This is a genomic window from Spiribacter curvatus (assembly GCF_000485905.1).
Lineage (GTDB): Bacteria > Pseudomonadota > Gammaproteobacteria > Nitrococcales > Nitrococcaceae > Spiribacter > Spiribacter curvatus.
Genome location: NC_022664.1, coordinates 1,225,161 through 1,245,220, shown reverse-complemented (window position 1 = coordinate 1,245,220; position 20,060 = coordinate 1,225,161). Strand labels below are relative to the sequence as shown.

Annotated in this window: 19 protein-coding genes; 17 read left to right on the top strand and 2 right to left on the bottom strand. The window is 63.5% G+C overall.

The features are described from left to right. Positions 1-2 precede the first annotated feature (2 nt). The 13 genes from SPICUR_RS06165 to acpS all read left to right on the top strand — a co-directional run bounded on the left by SPICUR_RS06165 (position 3) and on the right by acpS (position 10,547). Positions 3-266 (top strand): FAD assembly factor SdhE, encoded by a 264-nt coding sequence (locus SPICUR_RS06165; protein WP_041381769.1) that lies wholly within the window; start codon positions 3-5, stop codon positions 264-266. 22 nt (positions 267-288) lie between these two features. Next, a complete protein-coding gene (locus tag SPICUR_RS06160) occupies positions 289-645 on the top strand; it encodes a hypothetical protein (RefSeq protein WP_023367154.1) in 357 nt (118 codons plus the stop codon). A gap of 84 nt (positions 646-729) precedes the next feature. Next, positions 730-1,317, top strand: a complete 588-nt coding sequence (gene rpoE / locus SPICUR_RS06155) for an RNA polymerase sigma factor RpoE (RefSeq protein ID WP_023367152.1) — start codon at positions 730-732, stop codon at positions 1,315-1,317. Positions 1,318-1,322: 5 nt separating this feature from the next. Next, entirely contained in the window at positions 1,323-1,913 is a 591-nt protein-coding gene (locus tag SPICUR_RS09565; protein WP_023367150.1) for a sigma-E factor negative regulatory protein, read from the top strand. Then, entirely contained in the window at positions 1,897-2,928 is a 1,032-nt protein-coding gene (locus SPICUR_RS06145; protein WP_077176341.1) for a MucB/RseB C-terminal domain-containing protein, read from the top strand. The genes SPICUR_RS09565 and SPICUR_RS06145 overlap by 17 nt, the downstream gene beginning before the upstream one ends. 15 nt (positions 2,929-2,943) lie before the next feature. After that, on the top strand, positions 2,944-4,386 hold the full coding sequence (locus SPICUR_RS06140) for a DegQ family serine endoprotease (protein ID WP_023367146.1): 1,443 nt from the start codon (positions 2,944-2,946) through the stop codon (positions 4,384-4,386). 111 nt (positions 4,387-4,497) lie between these two features. Then, positions 4,498-6,294, top strand: a complete 1,797-nt coding sequence (gene lepA, locus SPICUR_RS06135) for a translation elongation factor 4 (RefSeq protein ID WP_023367144.1) — start codon at positions 4,498-4,500, stop codon at positions 6,292-6,294. 22 nt (positions 6,295-6,316) lie between these two features. Continuing rightward, positions 6,317-7,054 carry a signal peptidase I gene (gene lepB, locus SPICUR_RS06130; protein WP_023367142.1) on the top strand — a complete coding sequence of 246 codons (738 nt, stop codon included), beginning with the start codon at positions 6,317-6,319 and terminating at the stop codon, positions 7,052-7,054. 16 nt (positions 7,055-7,070) lie between these two features. Beyond that, positions 7,071-7,769, top strand: coding sequence for a ribonuclease III (gene rnc, locus SPICUR_RS06125; RefSeq protein ID WP_418064540.1), 699 nt, complete (start codon positions 7,071-7,073; stop codon positions 7,767-7,769). Then, positions 7,762-8,682 (top strand): GTPase Era, encoded by a 921-nt coding sequence (gene era, locus SPICUR_RS06120; protein ID WP_041381768.1) that lies wholly within the window; start codon positions 7,762-7,764, stop codon positions 8,680-8,682. Before rnc ends, era begins: the two co-directional genes overlap by 8 nt. Beyond that, positions 8,679-9,434 (top strand): DNA repair protein RecO, encoded by a 756-nt coding sequence (gene recO / locus SPICUR_RS06115; protein ID WP_023367136.1) that lies wholly within the window; start codon positions 8,679-8,681, stop codon positions 9,432-9,434. Before era ends, recO begins: the two co-directional genes overlap by 4 nt. Further along, the gene (gene pdxJ / locus SPICUR_RS06110) at positions 9,409-10,158 is read left to right on the top strand and encodes a pyridoxine 5'-phosphate synthase (RefSeq protein ID WP_023367134.1); all 750 of its coding nucleotides are present in this window, start codon (positions 9,409-9,411) and stop codon (positions 10,156-10,158) included. The genes recO and pdxJ overlap by 26 nt, the downstream gene beginning before the upstream one ends. Next, the gene (acpS, locus tag SPICUR_RS06105; RefSeq protein ID WP_023367132.1) at positions 10,155-10,547 is read left to right on the top strand and encodes a holo-ACP synthase; all 393 of its coding nucleotides are present in this window, start codon (positions 10,155-10,157) and stop codon (positions 10,545-10,547) included. Before pdxJ ends, acpS begins: the two co-directional genes overlap by 4 nt. On the opposite strand, the gene SPICUR_RS06100 is transcribed toward acpS, so the two are convergent. Continuing rightward, entirely contained in the window at positions 10,544-14,032 is a 3,489-nt protein-coding gene (locus tag SPICUR_RS06100) for an FAD-dependent oxidoreductase (RefSeq protein ID WP_023367130.1), read from the bottom strand. The genes acpS and SPICUR_RS06100 overlap by 4 nt on opposite strands. Before the next feature lie 80 nt (positions 14,033-14,112). Continuing rightward, positions 14,113-15,465, bottom strand: a complete 1,353-nt coding sequence (gene xseA, locus SPICUR_RS06095; protein ID WP_023367128.1) for an exodeoxyribonuclease VII large subunit — start codon at positions 15,463-15,465, stop codon at positions 14,113-14,115. Between the two features lie 116 nt (positions 15,466-15,581). Here xseA and guaB point away from each other — a divergent pair, with 116 nt between their 5' ends. From guaB to tadA, 4 genes are read left to right on the top strand one after another with little or no spacing between them, the layout of a single operon-like run. Further along, on the top strand, positions 15,582-17,048 hold the full coding sequence (gene guaB, locus SPICUR_RS06090) for an IMP dehydrogenase (protein ID WP_023367126.1): 1,467 nt from the start codon (positions 15,582-15,584) through the stop codon (positions 17,046-17,048). Positions 17,049-17,052: 4 nt separating this feature from the next. Then, positions 17,053-18,636 (top strand): glutamine-hydrolyzing GMP synthase, encoded by a 1,584-nt coding sequence (gene guaA, locus SPICUR_RS06085; RefSeq protein ID WP_023367124.1) that lies wholly within the window; start codon positions 17,053-17,055, stop codon positions 18,634-18,636. 3 nt (positions 18,637-18,639) lie between these two features. Continuing rightward, positions 18,640-19,566, top strand: coding sequence for a glutathione S-transferase family protein (locus SPICUR_RS06080; RefSeq protein WP_023367122.1), 927 nt, complete (start codon positions 18,640-18,642; stop codon positions 19,564-19,566). Further along, entirely contained in the window at positions 19,563-20,054 is a 492-nt protein-coding gene (gene tadA / locus SPICUR_RS06075; RefSeq protein WP_418064545.1) for a tRNA adenosine(34) deaminase TadA, read from the top strand. Before SPICUR_RS06080 ends, tadA begins: the two co-directional genes overlap by 4 nt. The last annotated feature ends 6 nt before the right edge of the window (positions 20,055-20,060 follow it).

The window sequence follows — 20,060 nt, the reverse complement described above, 5'->3', positions numbered from 1 at the left end:
CCATGAGTGAGATGTCGAGACTGCGCTGGCGGTGCCGGCGCGGGACGACCGAACTGGATCGGCTGCTCACCCGGTTTCTGGAGGCGCCGCATGATGGTTGGGAAGGATTGGATGCCGATGGACGGGCCGATTTCGATCGTCTGCTCGCCTGTGAGGATGACCATCTGATTGACTGGCTGGTTAATGGCGAAAGGCCCACGGAGGGTGCCTTTGTCGACATCGTCAACCGAGTCCGGGGCGTCTCCGGTCTATCGACTCATACCTAGCCCAACGCTACGCATCCTGCTGTTGGCACTTCCCGGGTTCACGATCAGCGTGGTAGCGCTGACGGCAGGAATACCGGATGGCCTGCGATGGTCGGCCGTGCTGTTGACCCTGGTTGTGGCCGGCGAATCGATCCGGTCACATTGGCCGGGCCGGCCGGGTGCGGTCAGCGAGTTTGCGGTCCTGTCATCCGGCGATGTCTACCTGTGGCGGAATAACGGCGCTGAGGAGCGTCGGCGTCTCGAGGACGCCTTTGTTTCGCCGGCGCTCGTCGTTCTCTCACTCGGCGGTACGTTCCCGCGTCGGGCACTGGTCGTCCCGGCCGATGCGCTGGGTGGTGAGGGCCACCGTCGGCTGCGCCGCGATGTGGGCCGCCGCTGATGCGTTTGCCGGCTGACCGGGGATCGGATAGCCTCTCAGCGTCCCTGAACTTCTACCAGACTCACGAGTCAACGCGGAGGGTGAATGAGTACCGCTAATGCGGACAAGGAGTTGGTAGAGCGTGTTCAGGCGGGCGATAAGAAAGCCTTTGACCTGCTGGTCCTCAAATACCAGCACAAGCTCGTCAAGCTCATATCCCGCTATGTACACGATCACGCCGAAGCACTGGACGTCTCCCAGGAGGCGTTCATCAAGGCGTATCGGGCCTTGCCCCGTTTTCGTGGCGACAGCAGCTTCTACACATGGCTCTATCGAATCGGGATCAATACCGCCAAGAACTACCTGGTCTCGCAGGGCAGGCGGCCTCCCGATAGCGATATCGATGCCCAGGACGCTGAACGATATGACATCGAGTCGCGTCTGAAGGATCAGGAGTCGCCGGAATCGCTGGCGCAACGTGATCAGGTACAGGAGACGGTGGTGAGCGCGATTGAGGATCTGCCGGATGACCTGCGCACCGCGATCACGCTGCGCGAGTTTGAGGGACTCACCTATGAGGAGATTGCTGAGGCGATGGACTGCCCGATAGGAACCGTACGCTCGCGGATATTCCGTGCCCGCGAGTCAATTGACAAGCGGCTACGTCCGCTCGTATCCGGCACAGATGGGTGACAGTGATGCAGGACGATACATACCAACAGCTCTCCGCTTATGTGGATGGAGAACTTGGCCGAGACGAGCGCCGTTTTCTGGAACGTCGGCTTGATGCCGACCCAGCATTGAGGGAGGCGCTGGCCCGTTACCACTCGATCGGAGCCGCAGCGCGTCACGAGTTCATGCCAGAGGCCCTGGGGCTTGCCGACCGCGTTCGCGATCAGCTTGACGCCGAAGCCGCTCATGGCAGTGAGCAAGGCGGGTCATCCGCGAACTGGAAGCGCGCCTCGTTCATGGTGCAGCCCATTGCGGGTGTGGCAATCGCGGCCAGTGTGGCGCTCGCGCTGGTTGTTGCCTGGCCGATGGTCTCCGGTCCGTCCCGGCCCGATGCGGCGACTTCAACCGTTCAGATCGCCGCGGAGCCAACCATGGGGACGCTCTCGCGCGTCGGCGGACAGGCCGATCAGCCGGCGTTAAGCGGTGAGTCGATGGATGAACAGCTGCGCCGGCAGCTCCAGCCCTATTACATCGATCATAACGACCAGACCGCCACGCGGGCGCTCGGTGGCACGCTGGAGTCGGCCAGAATGATTGGTCATGACGCCGAACGCTAGTCCGGTCGGTTTATGCCGGTTGGTCTGCCGGCACATCGGGCTGGTGGCTGTGCTCGCGTTCATGGTCACGGAGGTGGCTGCACAACAGCCCCGGACCGCCGCGGACTGGATCGAAAAGGCGAGCCGCTCAGGTGAAAGCCACAGCTTTGTGGCTGACGTCGTCTACGAACAGGGCAGCCACATCGAAGCGCTGCGGCTCTGGCGCGAGGCCGGCGACAATACGCCCCTCCGTGAACGGCTCAGGACGCTCTCCGGCCCGCCGCGCGAAATACTGCGAACCGCTGACTCAACGACCTATTTGATGCCATCGGCGTCTGAGCCGCTCGCCCAGCGCTACTCGGCCCGCTCGCTTGATCTGCCTGGTCCCGATCAGATCGATCGCCTCGATGCACAGTATCGGCTCAACATCGAAGGCGAGGGACGTATTGCAGGCCGGCCCGTGCAGCGGATTCGGCTGATCCCCCGCGATCAGTTCCGTTATGGTTATGCGCTCTGGATCGACCGTCAGACCGCACTGGTGCTGCGCGCCGACGTCATCGATCAGGATGCCATGCCGGTCGAGCGCTTCATGATCGTTGACCTTGAGTTCTACGATGATCTGGATCCGGAATCACTGAATCCGGTGCTGGCGGATGACAGCGAATCGTTCGAACAGATCACCGACCGCAGGCGCGTGGACGGCGACCAGGCACTGGTTCACGCCGACTGGTCGGTGGGCGATCTCCCCGAGGGCTTTGAGCTCGAGAAAGACTGGGCGCAGATGCTTGCACAGCGGAGCACACCGGTTCGCCACATGCTGTTCTCTGATGGGATGGCAACGGTGTCCGTCTATATTGAGCGGCGCGACGCGTCAGAGCGAATCGAGGGGCCCATGAGTATGGGCGGCGTGAACATCTACGCCCGCACGCAGGGCAATGTCCAGGCCCTGGTGGTCGGACAGGTACCGATGGCGAACGTCCGCCGCATCGCAGACTCACTGGTACGTGCAAGCGACAGCAACGCTACGGGACAATAAGTTATGTCTACTCCAATGCCGACTCTACGTCCGCTCCGCGGGCTCATCGCCATCCTGACCACGGCCATGCTGATGGCAAGCACGGCGGCGGTCGCGCAGAATCTGCCCGAATTCACGGACATGGTGCGGGAAAACAGTCCGGCGGTGGTCAATATCAGTACCACGCAGTCGGTACCGGCCAATCACGGCGGGATGCGTGATATGCCCGGCATGCCCGATCCCGAGGATCTGCCGGAAGGGCATCCATTCCGGGACTTCATGGATCGCTTCGGGGGTGACGAGGGGCAACGCTCACCACGCCGCGATGCCCAGTCATTGGGTTCAGGGTTCATCATCTCAGAAGATGGTTACATCCTGACCAACAATCATGTCGTTGAGGATGCCAACGAGATCATTGTCCGCCTGAATGACCGTCGGCAGATGACCGCCGAGCTTGTGGGAGCGGATGATCGTGCGGACCTGGCGCTGCTCAAGGTGGATGGCGAGGACATGCCCACGGTCGAAACCGGGGAATCCTCGGAAATTGAAGTCGGTGAGTGGGTGCTCGCGATTGGTTCGCCATTCGGGTTCGAGTATTCAGTGACGGCCGGGATCATCAGCGCCAAGCAGCGTAGCCTGCCGATGGAGAACTACATCCCGTTTCTCCAGACCGACGTTGCCATCAATCCAGGCAATTCGGGCGGACCGCTGTTCAACCTCGATGGTGAGGTGATCGGCGTCAACTCCCACATTTACAGCCGTTCCGGTGGGTTTCAGGGCATTTCCTTCGCGATCCCGATTGAGCTCGCCATGGATGTCGCCGATCAGCTTCGCGACGGCGGTGAGGTGAGTCGTGCCTGGCTGGGCGTGGTCATTCAGGACGTCACCCGCGAGCTCGCGGAGTCGTTCGGGATGGATCGCCCCGAGGGCGCCCTTGTCGCGCAGGTTTTGCCGGATAGCCCAGCGGCCGCGGCTGGCCTTGAACCCGGAGATGTCGTGGTCGAGTTCAACGGGAATGATGTCGCCACTTCGGGCGCGCTGCCGCCGATGGTCGGTCAGGCGGCGGTTGGATCGACAGTGCCCGTGGTCGTGATGCGCGATGGCGAGCGCGAGACGCTCGATGTCACCCTCGCCCAGTTGCCTGAGGACATGGGAGAGGAAAGCAGTGAGCAGTCCCGTGCTCAGCCCGGTGTGTTCGAGGAGCTCGGCATGGCGGTCCAGCCGCTGGACGCGGAGCGTCGTGGGGCTCTCGGGCTGGATGAGGATGTGATGGGACTGGTCGTGGCCGGTGTCGATGGCGGGCCTGCTGCAGAAGCGGGTATCGAGGCGGGTGATGTCATCACCCGGATCAACCGCGAACCGATCGATGGCCTTGATTCGTTCAACGACATCATCGCCGGTCTGGAATCGGGGCAGAGTGTGCCGCTGCTGGTCCTGCGTGATCAGAGCCAGCGCTTTCTTGCCCTGCGGATACCGTGATGGGTATCGTACAGGGCTAATGGATCGGCGTTGCGCCGATACGGCCGCGGTGGCGTCGGGCTACCGCGGCTGATTTGTTTCCGCAACCGGCAAGCGCCGGATCAGGACCTCATGGACCAGATCAGAAATTTCTCCATCATCGCGCACATCGATCACGGCAAATCGACGCTTGCGGACCGGCTGATTGAGCGTTCGGCGCACTACCAGTCCCGGAAATCCAGCGAACAGATGCTCGATTCCATGGATCTTGAGCGTGAGCGGGGTATCACGATCAAGGCGCAGAGTGTGTCGCTCGATTACACGGCCGCCGATGGTCGGACCTACCAGCTCAACTTCATCGACACCCCGGGGCATGTGGACTTCTCCTACGAGGTCAGCCGTTCGCTCTATGCCTGCGAAGGGGCGCTCCTGCTCGTTGATGCCTCGCAGGGTGTGGAGGCTCAGAGCGTTGCCAACTGCTACACAGCGGTCGAACAGAACCTTGAAGTGATCCCGGTGCTGAACAAGATCGATCTGCCCTCCGCCGAGCCGGAGCAGGTGATCCAGCAGATCGAGGAGATTATCGGTCTGGATGGATCGGAGGTCGTGCCGATCAGTGCCAAGACCGGCGTTGGTATCGATGATCTGCTTGAGGCGCTGGTCGCCCATGTGCCGGCCCCGCAGGGCGATCCGGACGGGCCGCTTAAAGCGCTGATCATCGACTCCTGGTTTGACAATTATCTGGGTGTCGTCTGTCTGGTCCGGATTTTCGACGGTGTGTTGCGTAAAGGAGACCGGATTCGCGTCATGTCCACGGGGCGGGAATTCCAGGCGGATAATCTCGGCATTTTTACGCCCCAGCGGATGGCGTGGGATACGCTCGAGGCCGGTCGGGTTGGCTTTGTGGTCGCCGGCATCAAGGACATCGATGGCGCACCGGTCGGTGACACCCTCACCCACGCCAGGCAGCGGACTGAAAACCCGGTGCCGGGTTTCAAGCGCGTCCAGCCCCGGGTCTTCGCGGGCGTCTTCCCCACGAGCTCGGATGAGTATGAGGCGTTTCGTGATGCCCTCGGCAAACTGCGTCTCAACGATGCCGCGCTCCATTATGAGCCGGAGAACTCCGAAGCGCTCGGGTTCGGCTTCCGCTGCGGCTTTCTGGGGATGCTCCACATGGAGATCATCCAGGAGCGGCTGGAGCGGGAGTATGGCCTCGATCTGATCACAACGGCCCCGACGGTGGTGCACGAGGTGGTCGACAAGGAGGGTGAGACGTTCTTGATCCATAACCCCTCCGAACTGCCGCCGATCAATGATGTTGAAGAGATCCGCGAGCCCATCATCCACGCGAGTATTCTAGTGCCCCAGGAATACATTGGGGCGGTGATCAAACTCTGTGAGGAAAAACGGGGCGTACAGAAGGGGATGCAGTACGTCGGCAATCAGATGTCGCTCGAATACGAGATGCCCATGGGCGAGGTGGTGCTTGATTTCTTCGACCGGCTTAAATCCGCATCCCGCGGCTATGCTTCCTTCGATTACGAATTCCGTCGCTTCCAGACCGAACGGCTCGTCAAGCTGGATGTCCGGGTCAATGGTGACAAGGTCGACGCCCTGTCGGTGATCGTCCATCGCGATCAGGCGGAGTTTCGTGGGCGAGAGCTCACCGAGAAGCTCAAAGAAATCATTCCGCGACAGATGTTCGAGGTGGCGATCCAGGCCGCGGTTGGTTCCAAGATCATCGCACGCTCCACCGTCAAGGCGCTGCGTAAGAATGTGACGGCGAAATGCTACGGCGGGGATATCACCCGAAAGCGCAAGCTTTTGGAGAAACAAAAACAGGGCAAACGCCGCATGAAGCAGGTCGGTCGGGTCGAGATCCCGCAGGACGCATTCCTTGCGGTCCTGCAGGTCGATCACGACAAATGAGCCGGCGTGTGGGCCGATAGCAATGCTTGATTTTGAACAGTTGCTGGTCCTTCTCACGCTGGTGAGCGGTGGGGTCTGGGTGTTTGATCGCTTCCGGCGCAGACGCCGCTCGCCGGATGCCGCGGTGTCTTGGTGGGTGGATCTCGGCCGGTCCCTGTTTCCGGTGATCCTCGCGGTTCTGGTTATCCGTTCATTCATCATCGAACCATTCCGGATCCCATCCGGATCGATGCTGCCGACCCTCGCGGCGGGCGATTTCATTCTCGTCGACAAATTCAGCTACGGCCTGCGGTTGCCGGTTATCCATCAGTTGATCGTGCCGGTGGGCGATCCCTCGCGCGGCGATGTGACGGTGTTCCGTTATCCCGAGGATCCCGCTCAGGACTACATCAAGCGAATCGTCGGCGTGCCCGGGGATACCCTGACCTATCGGGATAAGCGCCTGATCATCAACGGTGAGCCGCTCGAGATCGAACGGCTCGGCGAGTGGAGCGGTGATGACGCGTTCAACCTTCTGCGCGAGCGCCTCGGCGGTGACTGGCACGAAATGATGGTGCACCAGTCGCGGGATGATCGGCAGTTCACTTTTACGGTGCCCGAGGACGAGTACTTCGTGATGGGCGATAACCGGGACCGTAGTAGTGACAGCCGCTTCTGGGGAACCGTGCCGCGCGACCATCTGGTGGGACGCGCCTTTTTCATCTGGCTGAGCTGGAACGGAGGCCCCAATTGGTCGCGAATGGCCGATGTGATCGAGTGATGGCGGAGCACATGACGTGATGAAGGGCCGTGATCGCCTTATCCAGCAGATCGACTGGACATTCAATGACCCGTCCCTGCTCGATCGCGCGGTGACTCACCGCAGCGCCGATGGGCCGAATAACGAGCGCCTTGAATTCCTGGGCGACGCCATCCTCAACTTTGTGATCGCCTCGGAGGTTTTCGAACGCCGTCCAGAGATGCATGAGGGCGAGTTGAGCCGGCTGCGCGCTGCGCTGGTCAATAAGAACGCGCTTGCGGAGATCGCTCGCGGTATCGATCTGGGCGCGCATATGGTCCTCGGCAGTGGTGAGCTCAAGACCGGCGGCAGCCGTCGTGATTCGATCCTTGCCGACGGGCTCGAGGCGGTCATCGGTGCCGTCTATCTGGACGGTGGCTACGAAGCCGGCCGAGGGCTGGTCCGGCGATTGTTCGATGATCACCTCGGGCGTCTACCGGATATGGAGGCGCTCAAGGATCCGAAGACCCGGCTACAGGAGTATCTCCAGGCCCGCCATCTCGAGCTGCCGAGTTATGATGTCGAGCATGTCAGCGGTCGTGCCCACCAGCAGACCTTCCGGGTCGGTTGCCGCTGCGAATCCCTGCAACTCGTCGGCGAAGGTAGCGCCGGCAATCGACGTCAGGCGGAACAGGCTGCGGCTGGCGATTTACTGGCGAAACTCGCCGCCGCAGACACAGGACAGACACATGAATGATTCACAAACCCCACCGGATGACGGTTTCGTCTCTGGGTTCGTGGCACTGGTCGGGCGCCCCAACGTCGGCAAGTCGACATTGCTCAACGCATTGCTCGGTCAGAAGATCAGCATCGCCACCCGTAAGCCCCAGACTACCCGTCACCGGATTCTAGGCATCCATCAGCGTGACGACGCCCAGATTGTCTATGTGGACACCCCGGGGCTCCATGAGGGCGGTAAGACCGCCATGAACCGCTACATGAACGATGCGGCGGGCAGCGCGCTCAGCGATGTCGACGTGGTCGTGTTCCTGATTGAGGCCGGCCGCTGGACCGAGGCTGATGAGCAGGTGCTCAGGCGGCTGCAGGCGATCGATACGCCAGTGATTGCGGTGATCAACAAGGCCGACCGGCTGCGGGACAAGAATCAGCTGCTGCCCGAGATCGAGCTGATGTCCAAGCGCTTCGGGTTCGCCGCTGTTGTCCCGGTCTCGGCGCTCAAGAGCGATAACCTGCAGGCGCTTGAGGGATCACTCATCGAGCAATTGCCGGCTGGACCGCCCCTGTTTCCCCGCGACCAGGTCACCGATCGCGATGAGCGTTTCATGGCGACAGAGCTGGTGCGCGAGCAGTTGACCCTGATGCTCGGTGATGAACTGCCCTATGCCAGCACGGTTGAAATCGAGGCCTTCGAGCAGGAGGGCCAGCTGCGCCGGATTGCGGTCATCGTCTGGGTCGAGCGGGTCGGACAGCGCCGCATCGTCATTGGCGAGGGGGGCGAGCAGGCCAAGCGAATCGGCGCGGCGGCCCGTCGTCAGATGGAGCACCTGTTCGGTGGTCGCGTCTACCTCAAGCTCTGGGTCAAGGTGCGTGAGGGCTGGTCGGATGATGCGCGGATGCTGAAATCGTTGGGCTATCACGCCGGTCAATGACGACCCAGCCGCGGGATGCCAGTCTCGAGCCGGGGTTCATTCTGCACACGCGCGCCTATCGCGACACCAGTCTATTGCTCGAGGTGCTGAGTCGCAGCCACGGACGGGTAGGGCTGGTGGCACGCGGTGCCCGCAGCCGGAAATCGAGGATGGCCGGGCTGCTCCAGCCCTTTCAGCCGTTGGCGCTATCCTGGCGTAGTCGCGGTGAGATGGGGGCGCTCAGACAGGTCGAGCCGGCCGGTCGCCCCTTCACGCTCAAAGGCCGGCGGCTGGTGAGCGGGCTCTACGCCAACGAGCTTCTGCTGCGGCTGCTGGGTCGCGAGGATCCGCATCCGGGGCTTTTCGAGCATTATCTCAATCTCCTCGAGGCCCTCGCCGAGACCGTTCCCGAGGCAGTCGCCCTGCGTGGATTTGAGCGGGATCTTCTGGGACTGCTCGGCTATGGTCTAGCGCTGGCTCGTGACACGGAGGACGACCCACTGGTACCGACGCAATGGTATCGTTACGATCCCACGCGTGGCGCGATGCCAGTGGCGGGCCCGGAGACGACCGGCCCGGTGGTGCGGGGTGAGACCCTGCTCGGTCTCGCCGAACCCGTGATCACCGAGGCGACCGCGCGGGCCAGTCGTGATCTGATGCGGGCGGCACTGCAACCGCATATTGGCCACCGCCCACTTAAAACACGCGAGCTCTACGGTCGCTATACAGCCAGGGGAGACCCCGATCATGGCCCATCATCAAGGCAGTCTTGAGCCGCTGCTCGGCGTCAATGTTGATCATGTTGCAACGCTGCGGCGCAAACGCGGCACGCGCTACCCCGATCCGGTCCATGCCGCGCAGGTTGCCGAGCAGGCCGGGGCGGACGCCATCACCGTCCACCTTCGCGAGGATCGGCGCCATGTGACCGACCGTGATGTCGAGATTCTCGCGCAGACGCTGCAGACCCGGATGAATCTTGAAATGGCGGTCACCGATGAGATGCTGGCCATTGGCGCACGTATCCAGGCAACGGATTGCTGTCTCGTGCCGGAGCGCCGCGAGGAGCTGACCACTGAGGGCGGGCTGGACGTGGCGGGCGATCCGTCGCGATGCGCCAATGCCTGTCGGGTCCTGACGGAAGCCGGATCGCGGGTGTCTCTGTTCATCGATCCCGAACCGGCGCAATTGCACGCCGCGGTAGAGGTCGGAGCGCCCGTGGTCGAGCTGCACACCGGTGCATTCGCCGATGCCCGCAGCGATAGCGACATCCACGCCCAGTTCCAGCGTATCCGCGAGGCGGCGGGCCTCGGCGCTTCGCTGGGGCTGCAGGTCAATGCCGGTCATGGCCTGCACTATCACAACGTCGCGCCCATTGCGGCCCTGCCCGAGATCACAGAGCTCAACATTGGTCATTCGATCATTGCCCATGCCCTTTTCGCGGGCCTCGATGGCGCCGTCAGAGAGATGCGGCGGCTGATCCGCGAGGCGCGTCATTGAGCATCATCGGTATCGGCACGGATATCGTCCGTATCGAGCGGCTCGAGCAACTCCAGCGGCGCTATGGCGATCGGTTGGCGGATCGCCTGCTGGGCCCGGCCGAGCGGCCGGTCTATCAATCGCTCGCCGATCGCAGCGGCCCGGCGGCGGCATTCCTGGCGCGCCGCTTCGCGGCCAAGGAAGCAGCCGCCAAGGCGCTTGGCTGCGGGATCGGTGCGCAGGCCCGATTACCGGAACTGCAGATCGAGCACACCCCCGTCGGGGCACCGGTGCTGACATTCACCGGTGCGGCCCGGCGTCGTTCCCTCGACCTTGGCGTCGCGCGAAGCCATGTGAGTATCAGTGACGAGCGCGATCAGGCGCTCGCCTTTGTGATACTTGAGGGCTAGCGTGGTTCGGCCTCGGGCAGGACCTGCTCGAGCCACTGCGAGTTGAGGCGGTCGCTCAGCCGGTTCTGCTGCTGGCGGGCCGAGAGATTGTCGAGATCAATCCAGGTCAGGGGCTGATCCTGGCCAGCGCAGGAGAAAACCGGCCGGGTCCGCTCACCGGTCTCCGGATCGACCTGCCACTGCAGACACTGCGCGCAGACGCCTTGCATCATGCATTGCATGGGACTGCCTACAGTGCCGAAGGCGTCACAGCCCTCGGCCACCCGCTCCGCGAGCTCGCCACGCACGGCCGTCTGAAAGCCCTTGAGCAGCCCTGTGCCTCCCATGACCATAATCCGGTCGACATCCGAGAGTGGTATTCCGCCCTCGCTCGGGCCGATATCACCCTCGTCATAACGCTTGACCACATCGATCATGTCAGTTGCCTGGATGCTGACATCCTGCGGCCGGCGTGCCTCGATACGCTCATCCTTCGCCGTGCACCAGATGATCTGATCGGCACCGGCTTCCAGCTCGTCCTGGTGATCCACATCACCGGCCGCGCCAAAGGCGGCGACATAGAGCACACGGTTGCCGGCGGCACGGAGCGCCGCCCCGATATCCAGCATCACCGCCGCGCCCCAGCGACCGGCGACCACCATGATGGTGCGTCCGGTCGGCATATCGGTGGGTGCACCGGTGGGCCCCATGAGCACCAACGGATCACCCGGGCGAAGCCGGCCGACCAGTCGTGGCCCGGCGCCCCACTGGAGCACCATCAGGCGGATGCAGTCGTTCTTCACCCCGGTCCCGGAGACTGTGATCAGCGGGATTTGTAGCCGGGTATTGTCGACCACCGGCGAGAGTGACTCGAAGGTCTGCAACCGGTAGAACTGACCGGCCCGGAAGTTACGGGCGGCCATCGGCGCCTTGACCCAGACCTCGACCATCGCCGGATTATCGTTACGCACCTCGACCACGCGCGCCGTGAGCAGATCATCCATGCGCATCAGGAAGTCGGTATGGGGCTCGTCACTACCGGGGACGTCATGCGCCATCGCGGCCATGACATAGGGGTAGGTCCGCATGCCCGAGGCAATCGCGTTAACCACGCTGCCGTGGAAGGCCGGATGCGTATCGCCGATGAATGTGACCCGGCGCCCGCCCTCGTTGTAGGACGTAAACGGTCCGAACACCCGGGACTTGCAGTGATCGGCGTCATCGACCGGTTCCAGACCCTGATCGGTGGCGTTGTGGGGCAGGAAGTGGTTGCCCTCGAGACGGAAGGTGTTCGGGTATTCGCGCTCGTAGATCGTATTGGGTACCGTGCCGGCGGCGATGAAGATCGCCCGCGCCGGTAGCCGGCGCTCGGCACCAGTAGGTGCCCAGCGGCCATCATGGCGCTCCAGTTCACGGCACACCAGCGCGCTGACATGCTCGTACTGATCGACCTCGGCATGCAGTGGCTCCAGCCCCTGGGCGTAATAGAGCCCTTCCTCGGTGGCCTTGATCACCTCCTCGTGATTGCGCACATAGGCGGGCGAATCGGTCATACCTTTGCGATAGGCGACGGTCACACCGCCCCAGGCGCGCACGAGTGGGTTGAAATCCGGTTCGCGCTCGGCCGCGGCGGCCGCTGCACGCTCTGTACGAATCGCTCGGCCATGCTCGAGGAATTCCGTGAGCGTGGCCTGGTCCTCGTCATTCATACCGGCAGTGACTGCGCTCTCACCCAGCCGCTCGGACAGTCGCTCATAGCGCTCGAGGATCTTTTCGACCTGCTTGACGTAATAGGCCTGGACCTCGGTGGCGGTATCAACGCCGGTCAGTCCGCCGCCAACCACCACCGCAGGCAGTCGCACCTGCAGGCTCGCCAGGCTGGACGCCTTGGCGGCACCGGTGAGCTGCAGCGCCATCAGAAAATCGCTCGCCTGACGCATGCCGCGGGCGAGGCTATTGCCCATGTGCACCACGCGCGGCAGACCGGCGCCGGTGGCGTTGACGACATGGTCGAAGCCGAGTGCCCAGGCATCCTCGAGGGTGACCGTGCCGCCGAGGCGGGCGCCCCCGAACACGCGGAAGTTATGCCGCCGCGCCAGGGTCAGGTAGATGAGCTTGAGAAAGTTCTTGTCCCAGCGCACGGTGATGCCGTACTCAGCGACGCCGCCGAAGCCCATGAGGATGCGCTCGTCGAGGTCTTCCTGCAGGTCCGCCCAGCGCTCTACCGGTGCCTCAAGCAAAGACGCCGGCAGCGGTTCGATCTTAAGGCCATCCACACCGACAACCGCGGTGCCATTCATGGTCAGGTGATGGGCCATGGTAAAGCCAGCCGGTCCCATCCCGGCGATCAGAACGCGGCGGTTGTTATCCGGCTGCTGAATGAACTGTTCACGGCGCAGCGGATTCCAGCGCGTCAGCAAGTGATAGAGCTCGACGCCCCAGCTCAGATCCAGGCTGTCGCCAAGCACTCGGGTCTCGATCTGGGGGATATCCACCGGATCCTGCTTCTGATAGATGCAGCCCTTCATACAGTCGTTACAGATTCGATGACCGGTGGCGGGCACCATGGGGTTATCGACCATGATCATCGCCAGCGCCGCGAGGTTGTAGCCGTCACGGCGCAGCACATGCATCTCGGAGATCTTCTCCTCGAGCGGGCAGCCGGTCAGCGTGACGCCCAGGGGATCGGCCTTGTAGCCAAGCTCGGGCTGGGCCTTTTTCTCGGGGAATCCGCGCGAGCAGAAATCACCCTCGTGGTCATGACAGTAGATGCAATAGTGAATCTCGCTCTGGACGTGACGGGCGTCCATACGGTGGTCGGTCAGCGAGAAGCCGTCCCGGGTGCGGCGTCGATCGGGTTCGGCCTGCAGACGCTCGACGCCGTCAATCTCCACCCGCTCGGCAGGGACGCGGTCAAAGTGATCGACCCGTTCGGGCAGTTTGAAGCTCGCCCATCCGCGCACGCGCGCTTGCCCGTCGGTGGTCTGGCGGGCGAGTTTGCACCAGGCAGTCAGGGTCTCGATGGCCTCGGCGTTGGCGGCCTCGTCCTCGAGCAGGGCCATGCCAAACTCGGCGATGGCGCGTTCCTCATCATCGCCGGCTTTGTCACCCAGACCGGCCCGTAGTGTCGCATCAAGTGCTTCGAATGACTGCTCGACCGGCCGGCGGTGGCGCTTGACCCGGCGTTGCACAAAAGCCTGCTTGAACTGCATGACTACATCGTTCGCCAGGATCGAGCGCCGCAGGGCGTCGAGCTCTGACTCGATGCCAAACAGCCGGCCGATAAACGCCTCGACATAGGGGCCGAGTTCGATCAGCAGTTCACTGTTCTGGGTGCCAGGTAGATCCGTATCGCGACCGCGATAGTCCTCGAGGCGCGCAGCCAGCTGCGGCGCCGCGGTTTTCAGCTCATCGAGAAACGCCGCATCGACGCGGCCGAGGCCGGCGGTCGTCTGCAGGGTGTGAAAATCAAGGCCGTACTGGCCGAGGCTGAGATCAAGATCCATACATTTCCAACGGATGAGGGTGGATGACGAACGCATCATGCGCCGGACAGCGCAGCGCAACAAGCCAGCCGAAATGGGGTTTAAGTCGTCTCGTCGTAGCCCTCGACGCGGGCGATCAGCGCGCCCTCGCTGAGCCGCGCCCGGATTGGATCGCCCACGGCCACATCCGCCGCCCGGTGTATCACCGCACCACTGTCGGCTGGCTGGACGATGGCATAGCCCCGCGCAAGCGTTCCAAGCGGACTCAGGCTCTCGAGCGTTCGCGCGCTCGCTTCCAGTCGGGCCCGCTCACGGCGGATTCGCTCGCGCAGGCCGCGCTCAAGCCGTTGATTCATCTGGACGGTTGAATCAGACAGCCGCCGGATGCGGACCCCCGGATTCTGCGTCTGTACCCGTCGCTCGAGACGCCCTATCTGTTGTGCGCGGGTCTCGAGGTGGCCCGTCATTGCCCTGCCGAGGCGCTGGTCGAGCTCGTCGAGTCGCTGGGCGCGATCGCGGAGCCGGCGACCTGGATGTTGCGCGCTCAGTCGCCGCTCCAGTCGAGTGATCCGTTCACGACGTTCGCCGAGGGTCCGTGCAAGCCCCTGGCGTAACCGCGCATAGCCCTGCTGGATCGCGCGGGCCAGCGCTTCGCCATCGGGGGACAGGCGCTCCGCCGCGGCTGACGGGGTGGCGGCTCGCTCATCAGCGACCAGGTCGGCAATGGTGATATCCACCTCGTGCCCCACCGCGCTGATCACCGGGAGCGTGCAGGCGTGGATGGCTCGGGCCACATGCTCGTCATTGAAGGCCTGCAGATCCTCCAGCGAGCCGCCGCCGCGACCAACGATCAAAGCGTCCACCTCCTGCCGGCGATCGGCGCGTTGGATGGCCTCGATGACCTCCGCCGCCGCACCCGTGCCCTGTACCGGCACTGGATAGATCAGGATGGGCAGGGCCGGGAAGCGCCGTTTCAACACACTCACGATATCGCGGATCGCCGCCCCAGTTGGTGAGGTGATGACGCCAATGCGCCGCGGCAGCGTGGGGATGGATTGTTTGTGAGCAGGATCGAAGAGGCCCTCCGTGTCGAGCTGAGCCTTCAACGCCGCGAATGCGCGTTGCAGGGCGCCGTCCCCGGCCGGTTCCAGATGCTCTGCGATGAGCTGATATTCGCCGCGCGGGGCGTAGAGGCCGATGCGTGCCCGAATGCGGACTTGATCGCCATTCTCGGGAGTGGTTCGCAGCCGTAGGGCGCGATTGCGGAAAAGCGCGCAGCGAACCTGCGAGTCGGCGTCCTTGAGCGTGAAATAGATATGCCCGGAGCGGGGGCGGGCCAGATTGGAGATTTCACCCTCTACCCACACCAGCGGCAGCGCCTGCTCAAGCAGAGCGCGCACGGTCTGATTGAGCCGCGAGACGGTGTAGACGTTATCCGCAGTCGGGGTATCCATGGCGAGAGCCTAGCAGCTGCATATACAAATGCCAGACGCGGTGATTGACATTGGCGTTCAGGTCCGATTCGGCCTATAATTGACGGTTAACTATCGCGCCAGAAGAGGACGTCATCATGCAAATCGCCCAGGAAGCCCTGACCTTCGACGACGTCCTCCTGCTGCCGGATTACTCCGATGTGCTGCCCAAGGCCGTCGACCTCACGACGCGTGTCACAAGGGGTATTCAACTCAATATTCCGCTGCTCTCCGCGGCCATGGACACCGTCACTGAATCGCGCCTCGCGATCCGGCTCGCCGAGCAGGGCGGGATCGGCGTTGTGCACAAGAGCATGAGTATCGAGGATCAGGCCCGCGAGGTCCGAATCGTCAAGAAATTCGAGAGCGGTGTCATTAAAGAGCCGATCACGGTCACCCCGGAGGCCACGATCCGCGAGGTCATCGCCTTGATGGGGCAGTACGGGATCTCCGGTGTGCCGGTGGTCGAGGGCCGCCAGCTCATGGGGATTGTGACCAGTCGTGACCTGCGCTTCGAGACCCGGCTCGACATGAAGGTGACCGATGCCATGACGCCCAAGGAGCGACTGGTGACCGTGCAGGAGGGCGCCGAGCGCGGCGAGATCCTGACACTGCTCCATCGCCACCGCATCGAAAAGCTTCTGGTGGTCAATTCACGCTTTGAGCTGCGTGGAATGATTACGGTCAAGGACATTCAGAAGGCCGAGGATTTCCCCAACGCCTGTAAGGATGAATTCGGGCGGCTCCGCGTCGGTGCGGCGGTCTCCACCGGCGAGGGCACGGCGGAGCGCGTCGAGGCACTGGCGGAAGCGGGCGTGGATCTGCTGATCGTCGATACCGCGCATGGCCACAGCAAGGGAGTGATCGACCGGGTCGGTTGGATCAAACAACGCTTCCCCGCGGTTCAGGTGATTGGCGGCAATATCGCCACCGGTGATGCGGCGCGTGCGCTGGCGGATGCGGGCGCCGATGCGGTCAAGGTCGGTATCGGACCGGGATCGATCTGTACAACGCGGGTCATCGCCGGCGTGGGCGTGCCACAGGTCACCGCCGTCGATAATGTCGCGAGCGCGCTGGCACAGACCGATATCCCGGTGATTGCCGACGGTGGCATTCGGTTTTCCGGCGATATGGCGAAGGCCATGGCGGCCGGCGCCCATTGCGTGATGATGGGCAGCATGTTCGCGGGGACCGATGAGGCCCCCGGCGAAGTCGAGCTCTACCAGGGCCGCAGCTACAAGTCCTATCGCGGGATGGGATCCATCGGTGCGATGTCGGGCAAGCAGGGTTCCTCGGATCGCTACTTCCAGGAAAACGCCCGCGATGCCGACAAGCTCGTGCCCGAGGGCATCGAAGGGCGGGTGCCCTATAAGGGCCCGATGAACGTCATCATTCACCAGCTTCTGGGCGGTCTGCGGGCCAGCATGGGCTATTGCGGCTGTGCCGACATCGAGTCGTTCCGCGAGCGGGCGACCTTTGCGCGCATCACCAACTCAGGGGTGCGCGAGGGGCATGTCCACGATGTGAGCATCACCAAGGAAGCGCCCAACTACCGGAGCGACTGACGCCATGACCGGCGATATCCATGCCGAGCGGATCCTGATCCTCGATTTCGGCTCGCAGTACACCCAGCTCATCGCGCGCCGGATCCGCGAGGCCGGTGTCTATTGCGAGATCCGCCCCTGGGACGTCGATCCTGACCGCATCCGTGACTTTGCGCCGCGGGGCGTGATCCTCTCGGGTGGCCCTGAGTCGGTGCACGAGGATGGCGAGCAGACCCCGCGGATGGCCGCGGTGGTCCTCGAGCTGGGTGTTCCGATTCTGGGGATCTGTTATGGCATGCAGACGCTCGCTCATGAGCTGGGCGGCGGCGTCGAGGCGTCCTCCACCAAGGAGTTCGGCTATGCCGAGGTCCGCGCCCGCGGCCACTCCACGCTGCTGCGTGATATTGAAGACCGCACCAATGCCGAGGGACATGGGCTGCTCGATGTCTGGATGAGCCACGGTGATCGGGTCGCGACGCTGCCAGCGGGGTTCAAGGTCATCGCCAGTACGCCCTCGGCGCCGATCGCAGGCATCGGCGATGATGCGCGCGGCCTCTATGGGCTGCAGTTCCACCCGGAGGTTACGCACACGGCGCAGGGAAAACGCATTCTCGAGCGCTTTACGCGTGAAATCTGCGGCTGTAGCGGCGAGTGGACCGCGGGCAATATCATCGATGACTTGGTTGGCCGGGTGCGCACAACGGTGGGCGACGATAACGTCCTCCTCGGGCTCTCTGGCGGCGTGGATTCCTCGGTCGTGGCGGCGCTGCTGCACAAGGCCATCGGCGATCAGCTCACCTGTGTATTCGTCGACAATGGGCTCCTCAGACTGGGTGAGGGCGACGAGGTCATGCGCACCTTTGCCCGCCACATGGGCATTCGCGTGATCCGGGTGGACGCCGAGAGCCGATTCCTTGACGCACTGGCCGGCGAGGCCGATCCCGAACTCAAGCGCAAGATCATCGGCCGCACCTTCATTGAGGTGTTCGACGAAGAGGCGGGTAAGCTCGACAACATCCAGTGGCTGGCGCAGGGCACGATTTACCCGGATGTCATCGAATCCGCCGGGGCCAGCACCGGCAAGGCCCATGTCATCAAGTCGCACCACAACGTCGGTGGGCTGCCAGAGCGCATGAATCTCAAGCTGCTCGAGCCGCTACGCGAGCTATTCAAGGATGAAGTCCGGCGGATCGGCCTGGAACTCGGCCTGCCCGCGGAAATGATCCACCGGCATCCGTTCCCCGGACCGGGTCTCGGCGTGCGCATCCTCGGCGAGATCCATAAAACCTACGCCGACTGCCTGCGCGAAGCCGACGCCATCTTCATTGAAGAACTGCGGGCCAGTGGCTGGTATGAAAAGACCAGTCAGGCCTTTGCGGTTTTCCTGCCGGTGCGCTCGGTGGGCGTCACCGGTGACGGTCGGCGCTATGAATGGGTGATCGCGCTTCGCGCCGTCGAGACCATCGATTTCATGACCGCGCGCTGGGCCCATCTGCCCTACGACTTCCTTGACCATGTATCGCGCCGGATCATCAACGAGATCGACGGCATCTCGCGAGTGGTCTACGACATCTCTGGCAAGCCGCCCGCCACGATCGAGTGGGAGTGAGACATGACCGATCTGATCCTGCACCACTACTGGCCATCGCCGTTCGCGCACAAGACCCGTATGGCGATGGGCCTGGCCGGCCTGCCATGGACGTCCGTAGAAATCCCGAGAGTCCCGCCTAAACCGCTCTTGCTGCCGTTGACCGCCGGTTATCGGCGAACACCCGTGCTGCAGGTGGGCGCGGATGTTTACTGTGACACACACAACATCGCCCAGGTGCTGGGGGACGCGGCGCCGCAGGCCGGCGAGCGCCTCTTTCCCGGGCCGTCCCGTGGTGCAGCGCTGGTGCTCGCCGAGTGGGTGGATCAAACGCTCTTTCCGCTCGCGATTCGGGTGGTGATGGCCGAAGCGCTGGATACGGCTCCGCCGGACTTCATCCAGGATCGGGGAGACCTGTATTTCGGTCCAGGCTGGACGCCGGAGGGGCTGCGTTCAGACGCGCCCGGCGTGATCCTTCAGCTTGAGGCGGCGCTCGGCCGCCTTGAGTCCTGGCTGGCCGGGCTCGGGCGTTGCGACTGCCGAGCGCTCTCCTATGGTGACGTGGCCGCAGCCTTTATCGCCTGGTTCCTGCGAGGGCGCTGGAGCCGCGGTGGCGAGGTGCTCGAGAACCATCCCTATCTCTGCGAGGTGGAGTCAGCGCTCGAGGGCTTGGGCCAGCAGCCAGCGCAACAGATTGCCGCCGAGAGGGCGCTGGCCATCGCCGCGCAGGCGGTCCCACAGGCACCGACCGGTATCCAGCGCCGGAGTGACCTGGCAGTCGGCCAGTCTGTCGGCATTCGCCCGTATGTGCAGTCCTCCGACCCTGAGGTGTTCGGGCGGCTGCGTGCGCTGACCTCCGATCGGATATCGATCGATCATGACGACACGGATGTCGGCGACGTCGCGGTCCATTTCCCTGTCGCGGGCTATCAGATCCGCCCTGTGGACTGAACGGCCGGCGTGACCATGTCGGCGATGGTGTGGGAGTGAACGATACGGTATTGATGGAAAGGGCCCTCCGCCTGGCGCAGCAGGCTGCTGAGGCGGGCGAGGTCCCGGTTGGTGCCGTGCTCGTCAGGCAGGCAGCGATCGTGGGCGAGGGCGCCAATGCACCAATCGAGCGTAATGATCCCAGTGCTCACGCGGAGATCGTCGCATTGCGCGACGCTGGCGCACGCCTCGGGACCTACCGCTTCCCCGGTACCACGCTCTACGTCACCCTGGAGCCCTGCCCGATGTGTGTCGGCGCCTTGATCCATGCCCGGGTGGAGCGGATTATCTATGGGGCAGCCGATCCAAAGACCGGGGCCTGCGGCGGAGCGACCCGGCAGCATGATGATCCCAGCCACAACCACCAGCTGTCGGTGACCGGCGGGGTCATGGCCGAGCCTGCCGCGACAATACTGAGAACCTTCTTTCGGGCGCGCCGCGAGCGCTGAGGGACA

Excerpts from the sequence above, each read along its gene's own strand:
- SPICUR_RS06165 (WP_041381769.1), top strand. The coding sequence starts at position 3 with ATGAGTGAGATGTCGAGACTGCGCTGGCGGTGCCGGCGCGGGACGACC.
- rpoE (WP_023367152.1), top strand. The coding sequence starts at position 730 with ATGAGTACCGCTAATGCGGACAAGGAGTTGGTAGAGCGTGTTCAGGCG.
- SPICUR_RS09565 (WP_023367150.1), top strand. The coding sequence starts at position 1,323 with ATGCAGGACGATACATACCAACAGCTCTCCGCTTATGTGGATGGAGAA.
- SPICUR_RS06145 (WP_077176341.1), top strand. The coding sequence starts at position 1,897 with ATGACGCCGAACGCTAGTCCGGTCGGTTTATGCCGGTTGGTCTGCCGG.
- SPICUR_RS06140 (WP_023367146.1), top strand. The coding sequence starts at position 2,944 with ATGCCGACTCTACGTCCGCTCCGCGGGCTCATCGCCATCCTGACCACG.
- lepA (WP_023367144.1), top strand. The coding sequence starts at position 4,498 with ATGGACCAGATCAGAAATTTCTCCATCATCGCGCACATCGATCACGGC.
- lepB (WP_023367142.1), top strand. The coding sequence starts at position 6,317 with ATGCTTGATTTTGAACAGTTGCTGGTCCTTCTCACGCTGGTGAGCGGT.
- era (WP_041381768.1), top strand. The coding sequence starts at position 7,762 with ATGAATGATTCACAAACCCCACCGGATGACGGTTTCGTCTCTGGGTTC.
- recO (WP_023367136.1), top strand. The coding sequence starts at position 8,679 with ATGACGACCCAGCCGCGGGATGCCAGTCTCGAGCCGGGGTTCATTCTG.
- pdxJ (WP_023367134.1), top strand. The coding sequence starts at position 9,409 with ATGGCCCATCATCAAGGCAGTCTTGAGCCGCTGCTCGGCGTCAATGTT.
- SPICUR_RS06100 (WP_023367130.1), bottom strand. The coding sequence starts at position 14,032 with ATGGATCTTGATCTCAGCCTCGGCCAGTACGGCCTTGATTTTCACACC.
- xseA (WP_023367128.1), bottom strand. The coding sequence starts at position 15,465 with ATGGATACCCCGACTGCGGATAACGTCTACACCGTCTCGCGGCTCAAT.
- guaB (WP_023367126.1), top strand. The coding sequence starts at position 15,582 with ATGCAAATCGCCCAGGAAGCCCTGACCTTCGACGACGTCCTCCTGCTG.
- guaA (WP_023367124.1), top strand. The coding sequence starts at position 17,053 with ATGACCGGCGATATCCATGCCGAGCGGATCCTGATCCTCGATTTCGGC.
- SPICUR_RS06080 (WP_023367122.1), top strand. The coding sequence starts at position 18,640 with ATGACCGATCTGATCCTGCACCACTACTGGCCATCGCCGTTCGCGCAC.